Source organism: Dyella koreensis (assembly GCF_044904565.1).
In the GTDB taxonomy this organism is placed as follows: Bacteria; Pseudomonadota; Gammaproteobacteria; order Xanthomonadales; family Rhodanobacteraceae; genus Dyella_D; species Dyella_D koreensis.
Map to the genome: position 1 here is coordinate 358,183 of NZ_JADIKD010000008.1, position 25,493 is coordinate 383,675.

General features: G+C 63.9%; 20 protein-coding genes. 10 read left to right on the top strand and 10 right to left on the bottom strand.

The genetic code is table 11. The features are described 5' to 3' along the window. Positions 1-3: 3 nt before the first annotated feature. The 4 genes from ISS97_RS07230 to ISS97_RS07245 form a co-directional block, all read right to left on the bottom strand. Complete coding sequence (locus ISS97_RS07230) at positions 4-507, bottom strand: RidA family protein (RefSeq protein ID WP_379986938.1); 504 nt, start codon at positions 505-507, stop codon at positions 4-6. A gap of 38 nt (positions 508-545) precedes the next feature. Then, positions 546-977: a c-type cytochrome gene (locus ISS97_RS07235; protein WP_379986937.1), complete on the bottom strand. Its 432-nt coding sequence runs from the start codon at positions 975-977 to the stop codon at positions 546-548. Next, the gene (locus tag ISS97_RS07240; protein WP_379987210.1) at positions 974-2,581 is read right to left on the bottom strand and encodes a flavin monoamine oxidase family protein; all 1,608 of its coding nucleotides are present in this window, start codon (positions 2,579-2,581) and stop codon (positions 974-976) included. The genes ISS97_RS07235 and ISS97_RS07240 overlap by 4 nt, the downstream gene beginning before the upstream one ends. 152 nt (positions 2,582-2,733) lie before the next feature. Continuing rightward, the gene (locus ISS97_RS07245; RefSeq protein ID WP_379987209.1) at positions 2,734-5,109 is read right to left on the bottom strand and encodes a TonB-dependent receptor plug domain-containing protein; all 2,376 of its coding nucleotides are present in this window, start codon (positions 5,107-5,109) and stop codon (positions 2,734-2,736) included. A 372-nt stretch (positions 5,110-5,481) separates the two neighbouring features. On the opposite strand from ISS97_RS07245, the gene ISS97_RS07250 reads away from it, so the two are divergent. The 3 genes from ISS97_RS07250 to ISS97_RS07260 all read left to right on the top strand — a co-directional run bounded on the left by ISS97_RS07250 (position 5,482) and on the right by ISS97_RS07260 (position 11,139). Beyond that, the gene (locus ISS97_RS07250) at positions 5,482-6,882 is read left to right on the top strand and encodes a TolC family protein (RefSeq protein ID WP_379986936.1); all 1,401 of its coding nucleotides are present in this window, start codon (positions 5,482-5,484) and stop codon (positions 6,880-6,882) included. Positions 6,883-7,078: 196 nt separating this feature from the next. Beyond that, on the top strand, positions 7,079-8,017 hold the full coding sequence (locus ISS97_RS07255) for an efflux RND transporter periplasmic adaptor subunit (protein WP_379986935.1): 939 nt from the start codon (positions 7,079-7,081) through the stop codon (positions 8,015-8,017). Further along, positions 8,017-11,139, top strand: a complete 3,123-nt coding sequence (locus ISS97_RS07260; protein WP_379986934.1) for an efflux RND transporter permease subunit — start codon at positions 8,017-8,019, stop codon at positions 11,137-11,139. The genes ISS97_RS07255 and ISS97_RS07260 overlap by 1 nt, the downstream gene beginning before the upstream one ends. 103 nt (positions 11,140-11,242) lie before the next feature. On the opposite strand, the gene ISS97_RS07265 is transcribed toward ISS97_RS07260, so the two are convergent. The 4 genes from ISS97_RS07265 to ISS97_RS07280 all read right to left on the bottom strand — a co-directional run bounded on the left by ISS97_RS07265 (position 11,243) and on the right by ISS97_RS07280 (position 14,818). Next, complete coding sequence (locus ISS97_RS07265) at positions 11,243-11,575, bottom strand: hypothetical protein (protein WP_379986933.1); 333 nt, start codon at positions 11,573-11,575, stop codon at positions 11,243-11,245. 239 nt (positions 11,576-11,814) lie between these two features. Continuing rightward, a complete protein-coding gene (locus ISS97_RS07270) occupies positions 11,815-12,288 on the bottom strand; it encodes a GNAT family N-acetyltransferase (protein ID WP_379986932.1) in 474 nt (157 codons plus the stop codon). Positions 12,289-12,519: 231 nt separating this feature from the next. Then, positions 12,520-14,295, bottom strand: a complete 1,776-nt coding sequence (locus ISS97_RS07275; RefSeq protein WP_379986931.1) for an acyl-CoA dehydrogenase C-terminal domain-containing protein — start codon at positions 14,293-14,295, stop codon at positions 12,520-12,522. A 40-nt stretch (positions 14,296-14,335) separates the two neighbouring features. Beyond that, positions 14,336-14,818, bottom strand: a complete 483-nt coding sequence (locus ISS97_RS07280) for a hypothetical protein (protein WP_379986930.1) — start codon at positions 14,816-14,818, stop codon at positions 14,336-14,338. Between the two features lie 170 nt (positions 14,819-14,988). Here ISS97_RS07280 and ISS97_RS07285 point away from each other — a divergent pair, with 170 nt between their 5' ends. From ISS97_RS07285 to ISS97_RS07295, 3 genes are all read left to right on the top strand, one after another. Further along, positions 14,989-15,462: an SET domain-containing protein gene (locus ISS97_RS07285; RefSeq protein WP_379986929.1), complete on the top strand. Its 474-nt coding sequence runs from the start codon at positions 14,989-14,991 to the stop codon at positions 15,460-15,462. 259 nt (positions 15,463-15,721) lie between these two features. Continuing rightward, positions 15,722-18,331, top strand: coding sequence for a glycoside hydrolase family 3 protein (locus tag ISS97_RS07290; RefSeq protein WP_379987208.1), 2,610 nt, complete (start codon positions 15,722-15,724; stop codon positions 18,329-18,331). A 30-nt stretch (positions 18,332-18,361) separates the two neighbouring features. After that, positions 18,362-18,913 carry a putative glycolipid-binding domain-containing protein gene (locus ISS97_RS07295; protein ID WP_379986928.1) on the top strand — a complete coding sequence of 184 codons (552 nt, stop codon included), beginning with the start codon at positions 18,362-18,364 and terminating at the stop codon, positions 18,911-18,913. A 41-nt stretch (positions 18,914-18,954) separates the two neighbouring features. Here the strand turns inward: ISS97_RS07295 and ISS97_RS07300 are convergent, their stop codons facing one another. Next, positions 18,955-20,493 carry an MFS transporter gene (locus ISS97_RS07300; protein ID WP_379986927.1) on the bottom strand — a complete coding sequence of 513 codons (1,539 nt, stop codon included), beginning with the start codon at positions 20,491-20,493 and terminating at the stop codon, positions 18,955-18,957. Between the two features lie 337 nt (positions 20,494-20,830). Here ISS97_RS07300 and ISS97_RS07305 point away from each other — a divergent pair, with 337 nt between their 5' ends. Next, a complete protein-coding gene (locus tag ISS97_RS07305; protein ID WP_379986926.1) occupies positions 20,831-21,697 on the top strand; it encodes a LysR family transcriptional regulator in 867 nt (288 codons plus the stop codon). Here ISS97_RS07305 and ISS97_RS07310 read toward each other — a convergent pair. After that, positions 21,684-22,742, bottom strand: coding sequence for an alpha/beta fold hydrolase (locus ISS97_RS07310; RefSeq protein WP_379986925.1), 1,059 nt, complete (start codon positions 22,740-22,742; stop codon positions 21,684-21,686). The genes ISS97_RS07305 and ISS97_RS07310 overlap by 14 nt on opposite strands. A 223-nt stretch (positions 22,743-22,965) precedes the next feature. Between ISS97_RS07310 and ISS97_RS07315 the strand changes: the two genes are divergently transcribed. From ISS97_RS07315 to ISS97_RS07325, 3 genes are read left to right on the top strand one after another with little or no spacing between them, the layout of a single operon-like run. Further along, positions 22,966-23,451: a hypothetical protein gene (locus ISS97_RS07315; RefSeq protein ID WP_379986924.1), complete on the top strand. Its 486-nt coding sequence runs from the start codon at positions 22,966-22,968 to the stop codon at positions 23,449-23,451. A 29-nt stretch (positions 23,452-23,480) separates the two neighbouring features. Beyond that, entirely contained in the window at positions 23,481-24,548 is a 1,068-nt protein-coding gene (locus ISS97_RS07320; protein WP_379986923.1) for a sensor histidine kinase, read from the top strand. After that, positions 24,548-25,306, top strand: a complete 759-nt coding sequence (locus ISS97_RS07325; RefSeq protein WP_379986922.1) for a LytR/AlgR family response regulator transcription factor — start codon at positions 24,548-24,550, stop codon at positions 25,304-25,306. The genes ISS97_RS07320 and ISS97_RS07325 overlap by 1 nt, the downstream gene beginning before the upstream one ends. The last annotated feature ends 187 nt before the right edge of the window (positions 25,307-25,493 follow it).

The window sequence follows — 25,493 nt, forward strand, 5'->3', positions numbered from 1 at the left end:
AGGTCAGGGCCGTACCGCCACCACTTCGATCTCCACCCGATACCCCGGATTGCCCAGCGCGGCAATCTGGAAGGCCGAGCGCGCCGGCAGTTTCGGCTGTTCCTTGGTGCCGAAGAACTGCGTATAGCCGGCCATGAAGCCGGCGAAGTCCATGCGGCCGCCGTGGCTCTCGTCGCCGACCAGGAACACCTGCATCTTCACCACGTTGCCCATGCTCAGATGCATGCTCTTGAGTTGCTTCTCGATCGCGGTGAGCACGCCGATGGTCTGGGTCTTGGTGTCGCCATAAGCGGCGACGGAATCCTTGGGCGCTTTCGCATCCACCACTGGCGGCACATTGCCGCTTACATAGACCGTAGCTTTGCCGGCCGGCACTTCGACCGCGGCCGAGATGGGGAAGTCACTGTTGGGGATCTTGTAGCGCACCACTTCTTGTGCGGATTGTGCGGACGCCGCCGTGACGACGAGCAACAGCAACGGTGCGAGACTGCCTGCGAGCTTGCGCATGAAACCATTCCTCTTGGGTGGGGATGACGGATACCGAATCAGTGATGCATCGAGGCGACTTCCTCGGCGCTGATGCTATCGCTGTACTGATTGCCGAAATGAGTGCGGATGTAGTTGATCACGCCGGCGATCTGCGTGTCGCTGAGCTTGGCATCTTCCAGGAAGCGATCCTCCGCGCCGGGCGTCGGCTTGAACGACGGCATGTCGCGGCGACCGTGCAGGATCACCGCGGCCATGTACTGCGGCGATACCAATCGCGGGTTGCCAGTGAGCGCGGGATAAGTGCCCGCACCCTGCGCGCCTTTCGCATCCGGCATATGGCAGCCCTGGCAGATGCTGCGGAAGATCGTTTCGCCATCGGCCGCGGCCAGCTTCGAACCGATGTGTCCGGCGTTGTCGGACGACTGCGCATGCAGCGTCGATGCGAAACACAGCGCCGCCACGCCGACGGCTTTGCTTATACGTTTCATACCTTGTCCCCCGCGATGGCGCGCTGATGGATGCGGCCGATGGCGTCGAGCGCGGACGTCACCGCGCCTTCCTGCCAGGCCGGCAGATACGAAGCGTGCTCGCCGGCCAGCGCGATGCGGCCGTCGATCTTGCACAGATTGTCGTAGTGCTTGGCGCGTGCCTCCTCCGTCCATACGCCGAAGCAGCCCATCGTGAAGGGAGAGCGGTGCCAGCCCACGGCCACGCCGTTCTCGAACTCCTCGCGGTACTGCGGGTGAATCTGGCTGCCGTACTCCACGGCTTTCTGCACACGCTGCGCTGGCGTCATCGCGGTGAACTCGTATGCGCTGAGGCCCCAGATATAGGCGCCGAGCAGCACGCCCTTGCCGCCGCTGTGATAGCCGGTGCTCGGATAACTGATGTTGGCGATCGGCAAGTCGGTGTAGCTGATGCCGCCGTAGATGTGCTCGTCCTCCTCCCAGAAGCGCCGCTTGAACTGCAGGCCTACTTTCACCGCGGCCGCATAAGGCACGGCGGCGATCGCGTCGGCCATCGGCTGGCTGACGTTGATCGGTAGCTGGCTGAGGATGGACAGCGGGATGGTGCACAGACACCAGTCGGCACTGGCAGTGTGTGTCTGTCCCGGCGCGGTGGTGTCTTCGTAGGCGACACTCACGCCGCGTTCGTCCTGCTGGATCGCGGTGACCTTGGCGTTGTAACGAATGACGTCCTTCAACTCGTGGCCAAACGCCTCGCCGATCCGGCCCATGCCGCCCACCGGCTGAAACAGAGTGGTCTGGAACTCGTAGATCTCCCCAGCGGAAAGGCCCGTCCACAGGCGCGAGCTGAGAACATCCTTCAAGCCCACCGGTTGCGAAGGCACGGGGCGCGCGGAAAGGCCGCCGCCCGGATCCTTGTCGAAACCGCGCCGGTTGCTGCTGGCGATGCCGCGTGCGTAGGTGAGGTCTTTTTCGAGCGCACCCCAGTCGCGCAGCGATTCCAGCAAGAGTTCCTGATCTTCCTTGCTCACCGCGGCGTCGAGCTTGCCTTGTTGCGTGGTCTTGGCCAGCAGTTCAGCGACATGCCCGCGGTAGTCGGCATTGATCGTGCGGTAGCGCTGCGGTTTGCCGCCGAACGCCTTGCTGTTGTGCAGATAGGCGTTGTGGTTGACCTGCACATACGCTTCCAGCGGTACGCCGAGCTTCTTGCAGTAGCTGAGGATGCCGTGATGATGATGCGGCAGGCGCCACGGGCCTGGATTGACGTAAAGCCCCTGCTCGAACTGGCAGTGCTGGGTGAAGCCGCCCAGTTCGGTAAAGCGGTCGCCGCCACGCAGCGACCAGTTACGTCCACCGGCGCGATGGTTGTATTCCAGCACCTGCACTTTGTAGCCGGCCTGGCGCAACTCATACGCCGCCACCATACCGGCAATGCCCGCGCCAAGAATCAACACCGATGCACCCTTGGGTGCGCCTTCGAGCTTGATCGGTCCGCGCCAGGTGGACTCTGCCGCCATGCCCAGGCGACTCATCGCCTGGTACATCACGGCGCTGCCGGCGGTGACGCCGATCATGCGCAACAGATCGCGCCGTTTCATCGAAAAGCCTTGGCTATCGCCTTGCATCGAATACCCCTCGAAATCAGAACTGCGGGGCGACATGCCGGCGCCGGACAACGCCTCCTCCGAAGGGTGTGCGGCGAACGCAACGGCATGGCGCGCGGTTGAGGCGCAAGCCAGTGCTCCCCGCGCCGGGCAGGCGCGGAGAGGTTCCGTCGTCAGAAGCGATACGTGACCTTGCCGTACCAGTAGCGGCCGTTGAAGCCGAACGGCGACAGCGACGAATACTGCAAGCCGTCGGCGCGGTCTTCGTACACGTTGGCCAGCGAGGCCTTGGTCGGGTACTGGTTGGTGAGGTTGTCCGCGCCCACGGTGAAGGACCAGTCCTGCAGGTTGTAGCTGGCGGACATATCCAGCAGCCAGCGCGCGGCGAACTTCTGGTCCTGGCTGCCGTCGTCCATGTCGCCGCGGCGGATCACTGAGCCATAGCGGGTCAGGTTGGCATGCAGGTTGAAGTCGTGGAACGCCCAGTCACCGCTGAACACATACTTGGTGCGCGGCGTTGACGAAGTCAGCAAGCCCTCGCTGGCGCGGCCGAAAGCCGGCGTGGAGATACTCAGCACCTTGGTCTGGTTGTAGTTGCCGCTGGCCGTCAGCGTGAGCTTGCCCCACGCATTCAGATCCAGCCGATAGTTGGCGATCAGGTCCGCGCCACGCGTGCGCGTGGTAGCGCCGTTGACGAAGAACTGCGCGCCGGTCACCTGGCTGTTCGGGATGCTCACCGCGATCTGGTCGGAGTAGAGAATCGCGTTGCCGATGCGGATCTGATACAGGTCCAGCGTGGTGCTGAAGCTGTCGAACGGCTGCCACACCGCGCCCAGGCCGTAGTTGGTCGATTTCTCCGGCTTCAGAGGCTTTGCGCCGAGTGCAATGGCGACCGGGTCGGAAGTGCGATACGTGCCGATCTGCGCGAGCTGACCGTTCTGGATCAGCGTTACCACCGACTCGTAGTTCTGTTGCGCCAGCGACGGCGCACGGAAGCCATTCGACACGGTGCCGCGCAGGGCGAACGTATCAGTGAACTGATAACGCGCGGAAATCTTGCCCGAGCGCGTCGAGCCCGCATCGCTGTAATGCTCGTAGCGCGCCGCCACACCGGCCGACAGCTTGCTGCTGAGATCGGTTTCCAGATCCAGATATGCCGCTTCGCTGTGGCGGCCGAAACTGCCGGCCACTTCCGGCGTCAGGCCCGGATACACCTGCGAGCCGCCGGCATATGGCGTAGTGGTACCTGGAATCAGCGTCGCCGGATTGAAGAAGTACGAATCCGGATCGCCCGCGTCGATCACATAAGTTTCCTTGCGGTACTCGCCACCGAACGCCACCGTGACCGGGTTCGGCAGAAAGCCGACGCCGAAGTCCTTGCTCAGATCCAGATTGGCCACGCTCTGTTTGTTGCGAAAGGTGCCGGCGTGGAAATACGTCGGCGAATGACCCAGCGTGTAGTACAGATTGGTGTTGACGCTGTTGGCGATGTCGAACACCAGGTTGTTCTCGCCATGATCGGCCGAGAAATCCCAATGCCAGCCGCCATCGGTCTTGCCGCGCACGCCGAGTACCGCAGCGAGGTCGTTGCTGTGGTTGACGATCTGCGGCAGGAAACCGTTGGGATAGATCGCCGGCACGTTGCGCGCCGAGTTGTACGCACGGTAGTAACCGTTGGAGGTGACATCGCGCTTGCTGCCGTTGAGGTAGCCGTACAGCTCGATGTTCGGCGTGATGTTGTAGCCGAAGTTGAGCAGCACCTGGTACGTCTTCACCGCCGGATCGCCGTAGCGCTCGTACGGAATGCCGCTGGGATTGGGCGCGCCCGCCAGCGTGGTGGACTTGTCCTTGTTTTCGGCGCGATTGGTGTTCATCGCGTTCTGGTAGTTCCACGCCAGCCGTGCCCAGCCGGGCGCATTGCTGCCGGTCCCGCCAAGTGGAATGCCTACCGAGCCCTGGACGCCGTTCTGCGCGCCGTCACCCTTGTCCATCACGCCGCCGCTGGCGGTCACGCTGTTGTTGCCTGGTTGACCGCCGCGTTTGAGCACCACGTTGATCACGCCCGCGATGGCGTCGGAACCGTATTGCGCGGCCGCGCCATCACGCAGTACTTCGATGTGATCGATGGCGGCAATCGGAATCGAGTTGAGATCGACCGGCGCCGAACCACGACCCACCGACGAGTTGTAATTGACCAGGCTGGTGGTGTGGTAACGCTTGCCGTCCACCAGCACCAACACCTGGTCGGGCGACAGACCACGCAGGCTGGCGGGGCGGATCGCGTCATTGCCATCGTTGATGGCGGGGCGAGGGAAATCCAGCGAGGGAAGCAGGCTGCTGAGTGCGCTGGCGAGATCGGTACTGCCGGTGGCGGTGAGATCCGCGGGGGTCAGTACGTCGATGGGTGCGAGTGATTCGGAAGCGGTACGGTCGGTGGCGCGGGTACCGGTGACGACGATTTGCTGGAGCTGTCTTGCTTTGTCAGGCGAGGCCGCATCGGCGGCGGGTTTATCGTCGGCCCAGGCTGCGGAGGCGGCGAGGGCATTCATACAGCACAAGGGCAGTACCGCGAGCGCCAAAGGGCGCCGCTTAAGTCGTTCTTTCATGGTGATTATTCCCCGATCAGGCGAAAGTGACGGCTTCGTGCCTTGGGTCTTGCATCGCAGCAAATCCTCCCCAGGGCTGCGATGAATCGAGGCTATTTAAGATGGTGCGGTGCGTCAATATCTGGTCATTCGCGCGTCATTGAGCTGTAATGGTCGGCCCGGTGGGTCGCGCATCCGCGGCAAGAAATTTCGTTCCGACGGTTATTGCGCAAGGTTTTAAGGGTGTCCTAAGCGCTGGCGGCCACGATGGCCGCCATGTCCCCGACCCCTGTTCCCCGATTCTCGTTTCGCCGACATGGATGGCTCTGCGCCGCCGTGGCGCTCGCACTTGCGGGCTGTGCGAGCTATCAACCCAAACCCATCGACACCGCGGCGACGCATGCGCAATGGCAGGCACGGCGTTTGGACGATCCCGCGCTAGCCGAACGCATGCGCACGCTGTTGCCCGCCGGTCATGAAGCCTGGCCGCCGTCAGCCTACGGCCGCTCCGAACTGCTGTTGGCCGCGTTGGTATTGAATCCCGATCTGGCCGAAGCGCGCGCGCATCTGGCGGAAGCGGATGCGGCCATTCGGACGGCCAAAGCATTGCCCAATCCCACCGTCAGCCTGGCGCTGGAGCGCTACACGCAATCGCAGGCGGGCAGCAGTCCGTGGTTGTGGGGCATCACCACCGACATGCTGATCGACACCCTGTTGCGCCGCCGCCTTCGTGCGGATCTGGCCAATGCCGGTGTGCGCGGTGCGCGGCTGGATTACGCGGAGAAGGTGTGGGACGTGCGGCGCAATCTGCGCACCGCGCTGGCGGACGTGATGCTGGCGCAGCGCCAGCAGAAGCTTGCCGATCAGACCGTGGCGAAGGCGGGTGAGCTGCAGGCGGCCTTGCAGCAACGGCATGCACTGGGCGAAACCCTGCCGGCCGAAGTACTGCAGTCCGCGCAGACGCTGGCGCAGGCGCGCAACGAATCCGCCGCTGCCGCGCAACGCAGTGCGGATGCCAGGGCCAGGCTCGCACGCGCCGTCGGTGTGCCGGTGCAGGCGCTGGACGATGTCCATCTGCGCTGGGATGGACTCGATACGCCTGCCGCCGTCAACGACAGACTTCCCGCGCTGGCCGAGCGTGCGCAGTTGTCGCGTGCCGATCTGGAGCGCGCGCTGGTCGACTACGACAGCCGCGAGACCGAACTGCATCAGCAGGTGCGCGCACAGTATCCGCAGGTCTCGCTCGGGCCGGGCTACACCTACGACCACGGTGTGCGCAAACTGCAATTCAACCTCAGCACCACCTTGCCCATCTTCAATCAGAACCAGGGGCCGATCGCCGAAGCCGAAGCGCGCCGCGAAGCGGCCGGCAAGCATGTGGAAGCGGTGCAGGCCACGATCGACAGCGAGATCGTCGCGGCATCCGCCAAGTACGACGCTGCCTTGCGTGCGCTGAGTGCGGCGCGCGGTGGGCAGCAGGCTGCGCAGAAGTTGCAGCGACAGATCGAGCTTGGACATGCGCATGGAGAGGATGACCGCGTGGCGGTGCTCAATGCGCAGTTGGCGGCGTTGGCGGCGGGGCAGGCTGAGCTGGTGGCGCTGGATCAGGCGCAGCAGGGATTGGGGGCGGTGGAGGATGCGGTGAGGGCGCCGTTGGAGGGGGATGAGGTTTCGGTGTTTGGCGATTGCTCTTCGCTTTCTGCCTCCTCGGCGGAGAGGGTTGGGTGCTCGCGATGACCTCTCCGCTTCGTCATTCCGGCGTAGGCCGGAATCCAGTGGCGTTGTCGCTCGGTTGTCGCGTCTGCGTGCCTTTTCCAGTGTCAGGCGCCGGGATGGTTCTTTCTTCGGAGTCTGATCGTCCAGTCTTGAGCGCCGCAAGGGGACCTGGAGATCAAAAGCTACACATCGACGCGCTTTGCGCGAGGAAATGGTGATGACTAATCGAATGTATCAGCGCGCCTTGTTGCGCGGTCTTGTCGTCACTTTGCTGGGCGGTTTTGCCGTTACAGCGGCAGCGACGGAGCTCAATGCGGAGGGTCAGGCGAAGCTTGGCCTGACGACGGCGGCTTTGCAGGGTGCACAGGCGCCTGCGGAGTTGGCGGCGACGGCGGAGGTGTTGGATCCGTCGACGTTGTCCAAAGCTGTCGACGATATGGCAGCGGCGCAGGCGGCAGCAGAAGCGTCGGGCGCGGAGTACAAGCGGGTGCAGGCGCTGTTTGCGGCGGACGGAAATATGTCGCGCAAGGCGGTGGAAGCGGCGCGCGCGCAGTCGGCGGCGGATCAGGCGAAGCTGCGGCAGTTGCAGGCGCAGTTGCGGGTGGATTGGGGCGCGGGTATCGCGTCGCTGAGTGCCGATGCGTTGCGCGCACGTGCGGAAGCTTTGCTGAGCGGGCAGGAGGTGTTGATCAAGGCTGAGCCTCTGAGTACGCCGCCGGCAGGCTTCGCGGCGAACGGCGCGAGTCTGCGCTTGTCTTCGGCGCAGGCGGTGGATGCGCGCGTGGTGGGGGCGTTGCCGCGCAGCAGTGGCGGGCTTGCCGGTGGCTGGCTGTTGCAGGCGTCGGCGCCAGGGCTGACGCCGGGCATGATGTTGACCGCGCAACTGCAGGGTAAGGGCGAGTCGCTGTCGGGCGTGTTGCTGCCGCGCAGTGCGGTGGTGCGCTGGAATGGTGTGGCCTGGGCGTACGTCGTCAGCGATGCCACGCACTTCGAGCGCCGTGCCGTGAAAGCGCTGGCGATGACGCCAACCGGCTGGCTGGTGGGTGAGCCATTCAAGACCGGCGAAAAAGTGGTGACGCGTGGTGTCGAGGCGCTGATCGCGCTCGATGCCGCACCAGTACCCGCCGAAGCCGGCCCCGTGGCGAGTGACGACTAATGCTGGTTGCCATCATTCGCACTGCGTTGCGCCATCCGTACTGGGTGGCGTTGCTGGCGGTCCTGCTACTGATCTTTGGCGTGAATCATCTGACCGTCGCCAGCTACGACGTGTTTCCCGAATTCGTGCCGGCGCAGATCACCATCCAGGTGGAATCGCCGGGCTTCACTGCGTTGCAGGTGGAGCAGCGCGTGACGCAACCGATCGAGAACGCCGTGAACGGCGGTACCGATGTGGACGTGGTGCGTTCGCAGTCGATCCAGGGACTGGCCGTGATCACGGTCGTGTTCAAGGAGGGCAGTGATCCGTTCCGCGATCGCCAGTTGCTGGCCGAGCGCGTTACTGAAGCGGCGACGCGCCTGCCGCAGGGCGTACAGACGCCGGCCTTGAGCCCCATGGTCTCGTCCACCATGGACATGCTCAAGTTCGGCCTGCTCAGCGACAAGCTCGATCCGATCGCCTTGCGCTCGCTCGCCGACTGGACCATCAAGCCGCGACTGCTCGCCGTGGCCGGTGTGGCGGATGCCACCGTATTCGGCGGTGGCGTCCGCGAATGGCAGGTGCGCGTGCATCCTGACCGCCTCGCGGCATTCGGTCTCACGCTGGAAGATGTGCGCCTGGCGGCGGCATCGGCCAGCGGCGTGCGCGGCGCCGGCTATGTCGATACACCGGCGCAACGTGTGGTGCTCGAAGCGGACGGCACGCTGAGTGATCCCGGTCAGCTGGCGCGCGCCGTCATCACGCAGCACGCGGGCCGCAACGTGACATTGGGTGATGTGGCGGATGTCGCCGAGCACGCGGCGCCCGCGTTCGGCGACTCGCGCATCATGGGCAAGCCGGGCGTGCTGGTGGCACTCAACAGCCAGTACGGCGCCAACACCCTGGAAGTCACCCACGCGGTCGAGGCCGCGCTGGAGGATCTCAAGCCGATGCTGAAAGAGCAGGGCGTGACCTTGGTGCCTTCACTGCATCGTCCGGCCACTTTCGTGGAAGTCGCGCTGAAGAACATGCGCGGCGCTTTGCTCCTTGGCGCATTGCTGGTGCTGGTGGTGCTGGTGTTGTTCCTGCGCGACTGGCGCACCGCACTGATTTCGTTCCTCAGCATTCCGCTGTCGCTCGCCGTCGCGGTGATGCTGTTCCCGTGGCTGGGCTGGACTGTCAACACCATGACCCTCGGTGGCCTTGCGGTGGCCCTGGGCGTGGTGGTGGATGACGCCATCATCGATGTCGAGAACATCACGCGGCGTTTGCGTCAGGCCGGCAAGGCGGCACCGCGCCTGCCGGTGATCCTGGGCGCGTCGATCGAAGTACGCCGCCCGGTGGTGCTCGCCACGCTGGTAGTGGGCCTGGTGTTTCTGCCGATCCTGCTGCTGCCGGGTTTGCAGGGAAGTTTCTTTGCGCCACTCGCCGGTGCCTTCCTGCTGGCGACGTTCGCGTCGCTGCTGGTGGCGCTGACGGTGACGCCGGCCCTGTGCCTGCTGCTGTTGCGGCCGGACCAGCGCCATCGCGAGCCGCGCTGGCTGAAGCGCATGAAACTGGCGCAGCACCGCTTGCTGGAACGCGCGCTGCCGCATGGCCGCGCCTTGCTCATCGGTGCGCTGTTGTTGGGTGCTGCCGCAGTGGTGGCACTGCCATTCTTCGGTGCCTCCTTGCTGCCGGAATTCCGCGAAGGCCATTTCGTGCTGCAGGTGATGGGGCCGTCGGGCACTTCCATCGAGGAAATGGATCGACTGGGCGAAAGCATCAGCAAGGACGTGCTGGCGATTCCCGGTGTGGCGACGGTGTCGCAGCAGGTCGGCCGTGCCGAGGCGGTACAGGACACCTGGCCGCCGAACCAGAGCGAGTTCCACGTCGAGCTGAAGCCCGGTCTGGCGGCGAACGACCAGATACGCATCGAGAAGGCATTGAAGGATGCGCTGGACAGCTATCCCGGCTTGAGTTCGGAAGTGGTGACCTTCCTCGGCGACCGCATCGGTGAATCGCTGTCCGGCGAAACCGCGCCGGTGTCGGTGAGCATCTACGGCAATGATCTCGATACGCTGGATCAGCTCGCCGCACAGGTGAAGCAGACCATGCAGCAAGTGCCGGGCGCCGGTGGCGTGCGCCTGGCCGAAGCACCGACGGTGCCCACGCTGCGCATCGCACCCGATCCGGTGCGGCTGGCGGCTTACGGGCTGCGCATGACGGATGTGCTCGATGCGGTGGCTGCCTCGCATCAGGGCGTGGTGGCCGGCGAGGTGTTCAGCGGCGTGCAGCCGATCGCGATCCGCCTGCAGCTCGATCCGGCCACGCAGAAAGATCCTGAGGCGGTGGGGCAGTTGCTTCTGCGCAGTCCGGCCGGGCGCAACGTGACACTCGCTTCAGTGGCCGACACCGATCTGGTCGACGGGCGCGCGAACGTGTCGCACGAAGGCGGCCGCCGTCGTCTGGTGCTGGCGGTGACGCCTACCGCTACTGACGTGGTTGGTTTCGTGGCGCAGGCGCAGGCTGCGCTGGAGAAGAGCATCAAGCTGCCCGCCGGTTACTACCTCGAGTTCGGCGGCGCGGCGCAGGGCGCCGTGCAGGCGCGTCACGATCTGCTGCTGCATGGCGGCCTGGCCGGCGTCGGCATCCTGGCTCTGCTGATGATGGCCTTTCCGGATCGTCGCAGTGTCGCCCTGATTCTCGCCAACGTGCCGTTTGCGCTGGTGGGTGGCGTGATTGCCGCGGCGGTTACGGGCGGCGTGCTTTCCATCGGCGCATTGGTCGGCTTCGTCACCCTGTTCGGTATCTCCGCACGCAACACCATCATGCTGATCTCGCACTACGAGCATCTGGTGGAGGAAGAAGGCGTGCACTGGAATCGCTTCACCGTGCTGCGCGGTGCGCGCGAACGCCTGACGCCGATCCTGATGACAGCGCTGGTGACTGCGCTGGGCCTGTTGCCGCTGGCCTTGGGCAATGGTGAGCCGGGGCGCGAAGTGGAAGGGCCGATGGCGATCGTGATTCTTGGCGGTCTCGCTACATCGACCCTGCTCAACCTGCTGGTGATGCCGGCGCTGGCGGGACGCTATCTGCGCCTTGAAGCAAAGAAGGCCACGGCCGTGGCCAGCGGCGAAGCAACGCTGCCTACACACGGGTAGTTTGACGGCGCGCCGTTCAAGCGCGCCGTCATTTCATGACTTCAGAAACAGCGAAGGAGCGCGATGCGCTCCTTCGTTGCCAGCTCAGCGTAAGCCCCGGGGCTTACTTGCCGATCTCCTTGCTGACCTGGTTTTCCTGCTGGTTGAGCGTCTTCTGTTCCTGCTTGGTGATATGGCCACCGTTCTGGCTCGCCATGTCGCGCTCTTCCTGACGGATCTGGTGATCGTCCTTGTGCAGCTGCGCCGCCTGACCCTTGCTCAGATCGCCTTCCTTCACTTCTTCATGGATGCGCTTGTTCTGGTTGTGCAGGCGATCGTTGACCTGCTCGCGGCGCGGATGATTCTTCTGCCACTTGGTGTCTGTGGCCTGTGCCGTGCAGACGCCCATGCTGGCAACGATCAACGCGCTGGCGATCATCATCGACTTGATCTTCATGGCTAACTCCCCCGAGTGGATGGTGGTGGCGGGCGGCGCGGAATGCGCCGCCCGTGATGCGCATCCTACGCAGGCGATGCGGCGAGGGAAGAGGGCACGGCAAGGAGATGAAGCGCTTGGTTCATGTCTCCGGCGACTATGTAAACGCAGGAAAATACGTGTCGCCGAAACGGTCAACCGAAGTGCGATTGGCGCGTCTTTCTGTTGCCTTTGGGTGGCCGTTGAAACGGCATGCCACGTCAACGCACCGGCTTGGCCAGACGCAGCAGATCCGCGCCGTAACCGTTTGCCTCGTACAGCGCGCGTGCGCGTTCGTTGCCCGGAAACACTGCCAGCGTTACCAGCATGCAGCGATGCTCGCGTGCCCAGGTTTCCGCGTGAGCCAGTAGCGCGCGGCCGACGCCTTTGCCTTCGTGCGCGGGCGCCACTGCCAGATCGGAGATGTGGCAGTTGGTGTGCCCGGTGAAGAAGTCCTGCGTCTTTTGCAGATGGACGAAGCCGACGCGTTCACCACCGTCGTCTTCAGCGACGAACAGGAAACTGTTGGCCGGCTGTTCTTCGAGATGGCGTGCGAGGTCCTTGCGGATGCCGGCGATGCATTCGTGGCGCCGGCGCCAGGGCGGCAGGGTGAAATCCACAAAGCGGGGAACCAGGGCGAGGATGAAGTCGTCGTCATCCTCGGCCAGCCGAATCAGAAAACTCATGTCAGTCATGCGCTTGGATATCAGTGGGTGTACGGCAGGTTCTACACCACGCCGTGTGCATGACGGAAGTCCCGTCCTGCCTTCGGGGGCGGGGGCTTCGGCTTGACGGTCTGTTCCGCCTCGAAGCGAGGCCTCTCCCTCCCGGAGGATTGGGCGAGGGATGGGGACTTGGTTCACCGCTTCTTGCCGCAAACAAAAAGCCCGGCATCGCCGGGCTTTTTGCATTTGCCTTGATGAAGATCAGGCAATCGCGGGCAAGGTTTCCACACCGGCTTCGATCGCGGCCTTGTGCATCAGGCAGCGTGGGAGGATGCGGGCGAAGTAGAAGCTGGCGGTGTCGCGCTTAGCCTGTTTGAAGGCGGCGGACTGGTTGCTGGTTTCGGCGGCGGCGACGCTGCGGGCCCACATGTAGGCGAGGGTGACGTAGCCGGAGTAGTAGAGGTAGTCGAGTGCGGCGGCGCCGAGTTCTTCGGGGTTGCTCATCACGCGCGCGGCGAGCTTCTGGGTGAGTTCGCTCCATTCCTTGGTGGCTTTGGCGAGCGGGCCGATCAGGGAGGCGAGCGCGGCGTCCTGGGCGTGGCTCTGGCAGAAGGCGCCGATTTCTTCCAGGAAGTGCTTGGCGCCGACGCCTTGCAACTGGAGGATTTTGCGGCCGAGCAGGTCGGCAGCCTGGATGCCGGTGGTGCCTTCGTACAAGGTGATGATGCGGGCGTCGCGTACGAACTGTTCGACGCCGTTCTCACCGATGTAACCGTGGCCGCCGTAGATCTGCAGGGCTTCCTTGGTGCTTTCCTGCGCGAGTTCGGTCACCACGCCCTTGGCGATGGGGATCAGGAATGCGACGACGTCGCTGGCTTTCTTGCGGGCGGCTTCATCCGCGCCGCGCGCTTCGATGTCGGTCTGCAGCGAGGTGTACAACAGCAGCGCACGCGAACCTTCGACGATAGCGCGCTGGGTCAGCAGCATGCGGCGCACATCCGGCTGCACCAGCAGGTTGTCGGCCGGCTTGTCGGGGAACTTCGGACCCGACAGCGAGCGCGACTGCAAACGTTCGCGCGCATAGTTGAGGCTGTTCTGCAGCGCGCGCTCGGACAGCGCGAGGCCCTGTACGCCCACGCCGAGGCGCGCGGCATTCATCATGGTGAACATGGCGGCCAGGCCTTTGTGCGGCTGGCCGATCAGGTAGCCCTCGGCAGCATCGAAGTTCATCACGCAGGTGGCGGAACCCTTGATGCCCATCTTGTGTTCGATGGCGCCGGCGGCGACGGCGTTGCGCGCACCGAGCGAACCATCCGCGTTCACCTTGAACTTCGGCACGATGAACATCGAGATACCGCGGCTGCCGGCCGGTGCGTCGGGCAGGCGGGCCAGCACCAGATGGATGATGTTCTCGGCCAGGTCGTGCTCGCCGGCGCTGATGAAGATCTTGGTGCCAGTGATCTTGTAGCTGCCGTTGTCGCCCGGTTCGGCGCGCGTCTTCAGCAGGCCGAGGTCGGAACCGGCCTGCGGCTCGGTGAGACACATGGTGCCGGTCCAGCGGCCTTCCACGATGGGCTTGAGATAAGTGTCCTGCTGTTCCTTGGTGCCGTGCAGTTCCATCGCGTGGCAGGCGCCTTCGGACAGCAACGGGTACAGGCTCCAGGACAGGTTGCCAGCCTGGAAGATCTCGGTGGTGGCCGTGCCGATGGTGTTGGGAAGCGCCTGGCCGCCGAAGTGCTCGGCCTGGGTGAGTCCGGTCCAGCCGCCTTCGGCGAACGCCTTGAAGGCCTCCTTGAAGCCCTTGGGCGTGGTCACTGTCTGGGTCGCCTTGTCATAGCGGCAGCCTTCCTCATCACCGCTGGCATTGAACGGTGCGAGCAATGCCTCGCTGAGCTTGCCGGCTTCTTCCACCACGGCATCGAGCAGATCGCGCGTGTGGCCTTCGCCACCCTGCAAGGCGGTCAGGGTCTTCTCCGCGCCGAGCACGTCATAGAGGGCAAAGCGCAGATCGTCGAGCGGAGCCTTGTAAATCGTCATGGCGAAGTTCCTGCGTAAGAAGAGAGAGATGGCGCGTCGATCAGCGCCAGGTGTTGGGAATGCCCGGCACCGGCGAGAGCCAGTCGTTGCCGTGGAATTCGAAATCGCGCGCCTTGTCTTCCTGCTCGGGCTTGGCGTTGGCGCTGCCGGTGACGCTGTAAGGCACCGAGCCACTGCTGCCCTTGGCCGCCGCGATTTTGAGCACCTGGCTCATCTCGGCGGTGGGCAACACATTGACGCGGGTGATGTCGCCGGCGAAGGCAGGGATGTCCAGGTCGAAACTGCTGTGCAGGCGCACCGGCACCAGCTCGGCCACCTTCAGCTCGCCGTCGATGGAGCGGAAATTCATGCCGGCGTAGCTGTTGTTCTGGATGCGCACGGTGAGCTGCCATTGCCCGTCCGGACGCACCGTCATCTCCTGGATGCTGATGGCGGGCGGGAACACGCTCTTGCGCGGCGGACCACAGGCCACCAGGCCGGCCAGCAGGGCAAGCAACGCGGAAAGGCGGAGCAGTCGTTTCATGGAATTCCCTCAAACGATTGTTTGAATATAGCAGGGAGGGGGGAATGGGGAGCAAGAGCGGAAGGCATGCCGGTGGGGCGGTATCGTTGTTGCCGCGCAGCATTTCCCCGTTCCCATCTCCTGCCTAAGCAGGCATCATCCCCAGTTCCCTGACGCCAAACCTGACACTCATGACCCGACGCATCATCGCCCGCCGCTCGCCGATCCACGGCAATGGCGTATTCGCCGCCACCCCGATCAAGAAGGGTGAGGAACTCATCGAGTACAAGGGCACGCTGATGACCCACGCCGAGGCCGACGTGCTGTACGGCGACGGTGGCGAGACGGGCCACACGTTCCTGTTCACGCTCAACGACGATTACCTGATCGACGCCAACCGCAAGGGCAACACCGCGCGCTGGATCAATCACAGCTGCGAGCCGAACTGCCAGGCGCTGGTGGTGGAGAGCGAAAGCGGCGATCCGCGCAAGGACAAGGTGGTCATCGAAGCCATCCGCAACATCAAGCCGGGTGAAGAGCTCACCTACGACTACGGCATCACGCTGGACGTTCCGCACACCGCCCGCCTGAAGAAGCTGTGGGTCTGCCTGTGCGGTTCGCCGAAGTGCTGCGGAACGCTGCTGAAGCCGAAGCGTGGGCGCTGAGCCCTAGGCGCTCTCTCGCAGTCATCTAAGAAACGTTTTCCTGGGCCGCATGGTTCCAGGAAACGGGCCGGCATATGCACGTGCCGGCTTGTGCTTTGCCTTGCATGAGCGCGAGGCATTCCTTCGCCGGATTTCATACTGCGCGAAGTGCATTATCTCAATGTCGCACCTGCTAGGCGCCATGTAGGATCGGGCGAAAACCTAGTTGCAGGAGCTGAGCATGGTGCGATTCATCGTGAGCAAGGAAGGTAGCCCGTCGATGCGCGGCGCGATCCGTTCGCGGCACTTGATCCTGGCCGCTTGCGCGCTTCTTTCCGGGCGCGCCATCGCTATGGCGGCCGACACCGACTACGCCGAACAGCGTGCCGCCAAGTTGGTCGCCCGCATGACCCTGGACGAGAAGATCGCCCAGTTGCAGAGCACCGCGCCGGCGATACCGCGTCTTGGCGTCGGCGCCTACGACTGGTGGAGCGAAGGCTTGCATGGCATCGCACGTAATGGCCACGCCACGGTATTCCCGCAGGCGATCGGTCTGGCCGCGAGCTGGGATACGGATCTGATGCATCGGGTGGGCGATGTGATCTCCACCGAAGCGCGGGCGAAATACAACGTGGTCGGCAAGGCCGATCACCTGCGCTATGAAGGGCTCAGCATCTGGTCGCCCAACGTCAATATTTTTCGTGACCCGCGCTGGGGGCGTGGTCAGGAAACTTATGGCGAGGATCCATTCCTGACCGGCAGCCTCGCCATAGCGTTTGTGCGAGGCCTGCAGGGTGACGATCCACGCGTGCTGAAGACCATCGCGACACCCAAGCACTTCGCGGTGCATAGCGGCCCGGAACCTGGGCGCCATGGTTTCAACGTGAATGCCTCGCCGCACGATCTCGAAGACACCTACCTGCCCGCGTTCCGCATGGCAGTGGTGGAAGGGCGGGCCGGCTCGGTGATGTGTGCTTACAACGCGGTGGATGGCACGCCGGCCTGCGCTTCGCCGGCCTTGCTGGCGGAGCGCCTGCGGCGTGACTGGCAGTTCGCCGGCTATGTCGTGTCCGACTGCGATGCGGTCGACGACATGACCCAGTTCCATCACTACAAGCCCGACAATGCCGCTTCTTCCGCGGCGGCGCTCGCCGCAGGCACGGATCTGAACTGCGGCAAGGCGTATGCCGATCTAAGCGAGGCGGTGCACAACGGCCAGATTCGCGCGGAGCTTATCGATACCGCGGCGCGCCGCCTGTTTGCCGCGCGCTATCGGCTCGGCCTGTTCGATCCGGCGAGCGATCCTTACGAACACCTCGGTACGCATGACATCGCGTCATCGGCGCATCGCGAACTCGCTTTGCGTGCCGCGAGAGAAACGATGGTGTTGTTGAAGAACGAACACCAGACCCTGCCATTCAAGCCCGGCGTGCGGCTGGCGGTGATCGGCCCCAACGCCGATACCGTGAATACGCTGGAGGCCAATTACCACGGCACCGCGATCGACCCGGTGACACCACTTGCTGGCCTGACGGCGCGCTTTGGCGCCGTGCGCTATGCGCAGGGTTCGACGCTGGCGCCCGGTGTGGCGGTGCCAGTGCCTTCCACCGCGCTGCGCGTAAGCGGCTCCGACACGACACCGGGTCTGAAGGGCGAGTACTTCGATGCCACCGGGTTCGATGGCAAGCCGAAGCTGGTGCGCACCGATCGTCGCATCGATTTCGACTGGGATGTCGTGGCGCCCGCTGCTGCTCTGGATGCCGATCGCTACGCCGTGCGCTGGCAGGGCGAGCTGCTGCCACCCGGTGCGGGCGATTACACGCTGGGCGTGCATGTGGACCGCTGCTTCGACTGCACAGGGCACGATCCGGTGCGGCTCTATGTCGACGGCAAGCTGCTGATCGACGATGCCGGCAAGGAGCCTGACCTGAGCGTCGCGGTGCATTTCGACGATACCCGTCCGCGTCTGATCCGCCTTGAGCTGCGCCACACCGGACAGGATCAGGGCGTGCGCCTGCAATGGATCGCGCCGGCCGATGCGCAACTGCGCGAAGCGCGTGCGGCGGTCGAGCCATCCGATGCGGTGGTCGCCTTCGTCGGTCTGTCGCCGGACATGGAAGGCGAAGAGCTGAAGGTGGAGGTTCCCGGGTTCGCCGGCGGCGACCGCACTGATCTGCAATTGCCCGCGCCCCAGCAGCGATTGCTGGAGGCCGCGGCAGCCAGTGGCAAGCCGCTGGTGGTGGTGCTGATGAGCGGCAGCGCGGTCGCGATCGAATGGGCCAAGCAGCACGCCGATGCGATCCTGGTAGCGTGGTATCCGGGCGAAGAGGGCGGTACCGCGGTCGCCGATACGCTCAGCGGCCGCGCCAATCCCGCCGGCCGGTTGCCGGTGACGTTCTATCGTTCGGTGAAGGATTTGCCGCCATTCGCCGAGTACGGCATGCAGGGGCGCACCTATCGATACTTCAAGGGTGAGCCGTTGTTTGCCTTCGGTGATGGCCTCAGCTACACGCGCTTTGCCTACGCAAAACCGCAGCTATCGTCCGAACGCATCAAGGCGGGGCAAGCACTTTCGGTCGACGTCGAAGTGACCAATGCAGGCGAGCGCGACGGTGACGAGGTGGCGCAACTTTATCTCACTGCGCTGGATGCGCCGCCCGGTAGCCCGCGTCACGCGCTGGTCGGTTTCCGGCGTGTGGCATTCAAGGCAGGGCAGACGCAGACGCTGCACTTCGAGGTGGCGCCGCGGCAGTTGAGCCTGGTCGACGTGGACGGGAAGCGGGCGATCAAGGCCGGGCGCTATGAGTTGTCCGTAGGCGGGGCGCAGCCAGGTAGCGGGAACGTCAAGCTGGGTTTTGCAATAGACGGAGATATGGCGCTTCCGCGTTGAAAAACTGATTCTCGCAGGGAAAAAGCCGGCATGACCGTAACCGCAATGTGGCGAAGGCTGGATGCCCCGGGACATGACGTAGCCTCGCTCATCCAGAGCGACACGGGCTGGCTACTTCGCGGCACGGCGATCTTCCTGCATCAGCTCGGCCCGGCCAGCGTCGAATACTCGGTCGATCTCGACCCGGTCTGGCAGACGCGCCGAGGCCGGGTGCGCGGTTATCTCGCCGGAAACAAGTTCGACCATGCGATCAGCCGCGAAATCGACGGCTGGTATCTCGATGGCGTGCTGTCCGCCGGTACTACGCTACTCTGCGACCTCGATTTCGGCTTCACCCCCGCGACCAATCTGCAGCAACTGCGTCGTCTCGCGCTGGCTCCGGGGCGGGCGGCCGAGTTGTCCGTTGCATGGTTCGACATTGGCGCAACCTCGCTGGTGACGTTGCCGCAGCGCTACGAGCGCCGCGGCGAAGCCAGCTACTGGTACGAAGCGCCGACCGTACCCTACGAAGGACTGCTCGACATCGCCACGAACGGATTTATAAAGCTCTACCCCTCGCTATGGGCGATGGAATCCTCATAGGTTGGTGATCACCGGTCGGTTCCCCTTGTTTCCCTCGTTGCTCAGGCGGATTCCGTGGCGTTGCAGCAGATGGTGTCTTGCACCGTGGCACCTGGTCCGAAGGTGACAAAGCTCGCCACGGCCAGCACCCAGGCGCCGATGCAGCCGAACAGCATTACCCAGCCAAAGCCATGGACGAGCGCGCTCTGCGCTACGCCTTCGGCCAGACCCGCCAGCGAGGTTTCCGCAACCGAGCCGGAAGCGATCCGTTCGGCCATGTGGCGGAGCTGCGATGCATCCAGCGCGCCCTGCGTTGCGCGCTCGAGGTGGAAGAAGATGCCCTGCAGCAGCAGGAAGCCCATCAGCGCGATGTTGATGGCGAGCGTGATCAGCCGCGCACTCATGTCGATACCCGACGCCATGCCGGCGCGTGAGGTGGGCACCGAGCCGGTCGTGGTATTGGTCACCGGTGTGTTGGTCATGCCGAGACCGGCGCCCGCTACGACACAGCCGGGCAGCATGCTCAGCCAGCTCGCGTGATCCATGGCGCTGCCCAACTTCATCAGCAGGAAGCCCAACCCGATCGTGAAAAGACCTGCGGGAATGACAATGCGCGGCTGATAGCGCAGCACCAGGCGCTCGGCCAGCGGCGGCACCACGAGTGTGGGCAGCGTATAGGCGAGCAGGGCGAAGCCGGCGCTCACTACGTCGTAGCCGAGTGCGCTCTGGAAGTAGATCGGCAGATAGATCATGAAGGGCCAGAAACTGAAGTTCATGCCCATCGAGCCATAGAGCGCGCCGGAGAACGGCCGGATGCGGAACACCGAGAAGTCGAACATCGGATGGGCGCGGTGCTTCTCCACATAGACGAACGCGAGGAAACTCGCCGCCGACACCGCGATGCACGCCAGGCCGGCGGCGCTGGCGAAGCCAAGCTCCGGACCTTGCGTGATGTAGAAGGTCAGGCTGAACACTGACAGCGACATGGTGACGATGCCGGCGAGGTCGAGTGTTTTCGCTTCCGGATCGCGGGATTCGTCCACGCTGCCCGCGATGAGTGCCGTGGTCAGCAGCGCCAGCGGCACCTGGATCAGGAATACCCAGGTCCAGTCCAGCAACGCCACGATGGCGCTGCCGATGATGGGGCCGAAGCCCAGGCCAACACCGAGGATGATGCCCCACGCAGCGAAAGCCCGGCTGCGCCGCGGGCCTTCCTGGAATTGATGGGAGAGCGCGGCGATCTGGCAGATCACCATCACGCCACCGCTCAGGCCTTGCAGAAAACGACTGGCGATCAGCACTGTGGTGTCGTGCGCAAGGCCGCAGATCAGCGAGGTCACGCCGAACGCGAGCACGCTGATCAACAGAATGCGCTTGCGTCCGTAGCGGTCCGCCAGCGTACCGGCGGCCATCAGCACCGCGGTGCACGCGATGGTGTAGGCATTCATGATCCACTGCACGCTGCTGAAGCCAGCGTGCAGCACTTTTTCAACGTTGGGCAGGATCGCCGGCACGCTGGAAATCTCCAGGCCGAACATCAGCGCGGCGAGGCTGATGGCGGTGACGGCGATAATGTCTTTGCTGGTGGACGAAGGGGACACGGTAGGCTCCTTGGGATGGCGCACAGGGTGGCCGCCAATGCGAACAGGCCGCGCCTGTTTTCCGGGTGCGCGTTGTCGACCGCGCAGGCGATGCTGCGTGGGCAGGCGGATCTCGCGTTTATCGATGGGCGGATGGACGGATCAGGCGATCCGCAGATCATCTGGTCTATGTGGCGCTCATTGCACCGCATGCGGTATCCGCATGTATTGCGCTAGTCCATGACATTGGCCGGGTAAGGGGTGAGGGATAGCCCCGTTCATTCTGCGCAAGCGGGAAGCATGATGGAAATGATTTAATTTTGTGGTATCTATTAGCGTCCATCATTAATCCGCCGCCATGGACTTCGATCCCGCCCTGCTGCGTGCTTTCGTCGCCGTCAAGGAAACCGGCGGCTTCACTCGCGCGGCGCAGCGCCTGAACCTGACTCAGTCCGCGATCAGTCACCAGATCCGCCGGCTCGAAGAACAGGTGGGCCGGCAACTCCTGTTCCGCACGACGCGCGCGATGACGCTCACCGAAGACGGCGAAGACTTTCTGCATTACGCCGAAAAGATCCTGCACACGCTGGACAGCATGGCCCAGCGCTTCAAGCCATCGCCGATCTCCGGCGTGGTGCGCTTCGGCGTACTCGAGAATTTCCTGGGTGAGCGTTTGCCAACGCTGCTGTGCCAGTTCGGTCGCGCGTTTCCTTCCGTGCGGCTGGATGTAAGCGTGGGCATGAATCTCGACCTGCAGCCGATGATCAAGGCCGGCGAACTCGATCTGGCCGTGGTCATGGCCGCACCGGGTAGCGAAGAGGGCACGCCGCTGCGACGCACGCAGTTCGTATGGGCGGCGGCCGAGTTTTTCGATGTCGCGCCCGGTGCTTCTTTGCCCTTCGCCTTTTTCCCGTCGCCGTGCATCAATCGCCTGGTGGGACTGGGCGCGCTGGACGGCAAGTCGGTGCCATGGCATGTCGTCTTCACTTCGCAAAGCCAGCAGGGCATCCGCGCCGCGGTCATGGCAGGCCTCGCCATTACCGTGCTGACTCGGGACGACGTGGAGCCCGGCATGAAGATTGTCGACGGCAGCTACGGCCTGCCGCCGCTGTCGGAAGCGGAGTTCATCCTGGTCTGGAGCGCGGGCGGCAAGACGCCTGCGGCGGTGGAGTTCGGGCGGTTGATTACGCAGATGTCGGGTGTGGACGGTCCTACTCGTAGATAGTGCTTACGTTGTCGCCTTGCTTCGAGCCCGCATGTACTTCCCGCATGAATGCCGCGACTTCACGGTTGAGCAGGTCAGGGCGTTCGAGCTGGATGTAATGGGCGCTGCCAGTGGCGATGATGCGCCGGCCGTGTGTCGACAGTTGTTTGATGGCTTCTTGTTGGGCGTCGTGCGCCGCTTCGGCCTGCTGCCACTGCACGGCGGTGATCACGGCGGGTATCTGGGGCGGTCGCGGTATACGGGTGTCGCGCGAGAAAACCAGGATCGGCAGGTCGCCATAGGGGCCGGTTCTGGCGGCTTCCGACAGAGATGAGCCGAGGTCTGATGCTTCACGCTGATACGCCGTTACCTGGGCAGGTACGCAGGTATTGGCCTTGATCCAGCCAGCGTAAGCTTCGAGGCCTTTCGGGACAGCGGTGCATTGCCCCATCGTGCGAAACACACCCAGGGTCATCAGGGTTTTCATCGCGCTGTACTCGAACGCGCTGTGCTGGCTCATCACGGCCATGTATGGCGCGTCCCGGTATTGGGTGGGTGACGAGCTGTCTACAAAAATCAGGCCGGCGACGCTGTTGGAATAACGCGAAGCGTAGGCACGGATATGCAGCCCACCGGCGGAGTGACCCATCAGCACAACGGGACCCGTGATGCCGGCTTGCCGCAGCAGCTCGTGCAATTGATCTGCGATGCTGGCTGAGTCCCGGTGGCCCGGTTGCGGGTCGCTCCAGCCGAGGCCGGCGCGATCGTAGGAGCAGGTGCGTGTGCTGTTGGATAGCACGGGCTGGATCTTGCCCCAGCTGGTGAAATCCTCGCCCATACCGGATTCGAGCACGAGCGTAGGCTCCCCTTCACCAGCGCAGTAGAGATGCATCAAGTGGCCGTTCACAGCGTAGAGCTTGCCGGGAGGCGATGCGGCCCGCCGGTAGTGGGCTACGGCAAGTGCATTGAAGAGCGCACCCGACACGCCGAGCACCACCAGCAATGTCAGCAAACCCAGCGCCAGCCGGCGCAACCATGTCCAACTGCGCGCGCCCTTCGATCGCATGCCGTTTCCTTGTGCAGGTAGTGCGGTCGACTATCGGAAACACGCGACGGCCGCGCCAGCGCATTGCGCTGAACCGTGGGATGGCTGCGCCAAGTCGTTTGGTCCTCCGGCAGCACACGCCCTGGCGCATGGAATACACGGCTTGCCGCACAGCGGGCTGTTGCCTATGGCACTGCCGCGGAAGCGGGGCGAACCTGCACCCCCAACACGACGGACAGGACCCATGAAGACCTTCATCGCGACGGCACTTATCTCGGCATCGCTCTTTGGCGGCATCGCGCATGCGGTAGGCCCCAGCGACGATCTGCACCGGCTCATCGACGATTTCCAGAAAGCGATCGTGGCCAAGGACGGTAAGGCGCTATCGGACATGTTTCTTCCCAGCGGAGGAGCCTGGGTTACGGTGCTCTCGGACGACACCTATGCGCGGATGAAAGCGAAGTCGCCGAACGCGCCTCGCTACAAGCTCGGCAGCTACACCGATTTTGTGCAGTTCGTATCCACGGCGAAGATGCCGATCGAAGAGCGCTTCAGCCATATTCGTGTCGAAACCGACGGCGCCGTCGCTTCGGTGTACTTCGATTTCGTGTTCCTGGAAGACGCCAAGGAAAACAATCGCGGCAGCGAGACATGGCATGTGGTCAAGACAGATAGCGGCTGGAAGATCAGCTCGATGACCTACTCCGTCAACCTGCCGGCCAAGCGCTAGAATTCCCTATAGAAGCCAGGGGAGGTCAGGTGTACGCCAGCCAATTGCCGCAGCGCGCCGAGCCACCGTTCTGGCTTCCCCTGCTCGCCGGCCTGCCGATCACGCTCTGCATGGTGGTGATGGCCCTGCCTGAACTCGGGCGCGGGCATTCGGCGGCTTATCGCGCGCTGTACTTGTGTGCGTATGTGGTGTGGATCGTGCCGCTGTGCCTGATCCAGCGCCATCTGTGGCGACAGCGGGCGGCGTGGTGGAAGGCCGTGCTCGTGCTGCTGGTGTTGACCTATGTGTTGTCGCTGATCAACAACGCGATAGGGCTTTACATGGCGGTGACTTGGAAGCAGGTGCCGGGTTATCAGCCGGCTTTTATCTTCAGAGGGCTGGATGGCTGCTGGCTGGCGTTGATCGCGTTCTGTGCCATCCATGCTGTCGTCGCCTACTACACCGAACTCCAGGCGTCGCAGGCGCGGGCTGAAAGCGCCATCTCTCACGCCCGCGATGCCGAACTGCGGGCGCTGCGCTATCAGCTGCAGCCACATTTTCTGTTCAATACCTTGAATGCCATTTCCACCTTGGTGGCGTCAGGCGAGAACCGCGATGCCAACCGCATGATCGCCCGGCTCGCCGACTTTCTGAGAGCGACACTCGAAGGCAACGAGCGATCGCATGAAGTCGCTCTGGCCGATGAGCTGGCCCTCATGGAGGCCTATCTGGATGTGGAGAAGGCGCGTTTGGGACGCCGTCTCGTGGTGCGCACGCAGGTAGGTCCCGATGTGCTGGGAGCCATGGTGCCCTATCTGCTGTTGCAACCCCTGGTCGAGAACGCGATACGCCATGGCATCGCGCAGCGCACTGCGCCGGGTCGGCTGGATCTGACGGTGTCGCGTCAGTCAGGCCGCCTTCGCATGGATGTCGCCAACGATGGCAGCACCGACGAAACGCTCGATGTCGCCCATCGCTCTCCTGCCATCGGTCTCAGCAATGTGCGCAAGCGGCTGGAGAATCTGTATCCAAACGATCACGCGATAGACGCCGGCCCGCGCCCCGATGGGGGATATGCGGTGCATATCGATGTTCCCTATCGCGAGGCGACGGTCTGATGCGCGTCGTCATCGTCGATGACGAGCCTCTGGCCCGGCACGGCGTGGTGGTTCGGCTGGCGGGGCAGACCGACATCGAAATTGTCGGCGAATTCGAGGATGGTGCTTCGGCGCTCGACGGCATCGTCCGCCTCGCCCCCGACCTGGCCTTTGTCGACGTGCAGATGCCGGGCATGAGCGGGCTCGAACTGTTGTCGGTACTTTCTTCGGCAGAGCGCCCCATGGCGATCCTGCTGACCGCGCACGACAGTTTTGCCATTCGCGCCTTCGAGCTTCACGCCATCGACTATCTGCTCAAGCCCGTCGACGACGATCGCTTCATGGAGTCGCTCGATCGCGCGCGCCAGGCTTTGCCTTATCGCCGCAAGGTGGCTTCATCCATGGACTCTTTCCTTAACCGAGAAGACGCCGGCTGGCTGGAGCGTTTCACGGTGCGTATCGGTACGAGAGTCCTGCTGGTCGAGTCGAGAGACGTGGACTGGATCGAGGCGGATGGCGACTACGCCGTCCTGCACGTGGGGGACGAGTCCCATCTGTTGCGTGAGCCGCTTCGCAAACTGGCAAGCCGGCTTGATCCGGCGCAGTTCGTGCGTGTCCATCGTTCCGCCATCGTGCGGATCGACCGCGTCGCCGAAATGAAAGCCCTGGTGAATCGCGATGTTCTGCTGCGGCTGCGCAATGGCGTTCCGCTGAGAGCCAGCAGGACATATGTGGACGGGTTGTACGAAGCCCTTCGCGTTCGTGGCGACAGGCAGTAGCGCAGCGTCAGGCGCCGGTCTTGCTCATCCGTTGTCCGGTCGTGTCCGGACAAACATCGCCACCGTCCGCGGACAGCATCCCTGGTGCGGACGGTTTCTTCGAAATGGCTTGGGAATGCGGCTTCCCAAGGATTCTCCGGGTTGGCACGGGCCTTGCCATATCTATCTCGAAAGCCCCAAAACCCCG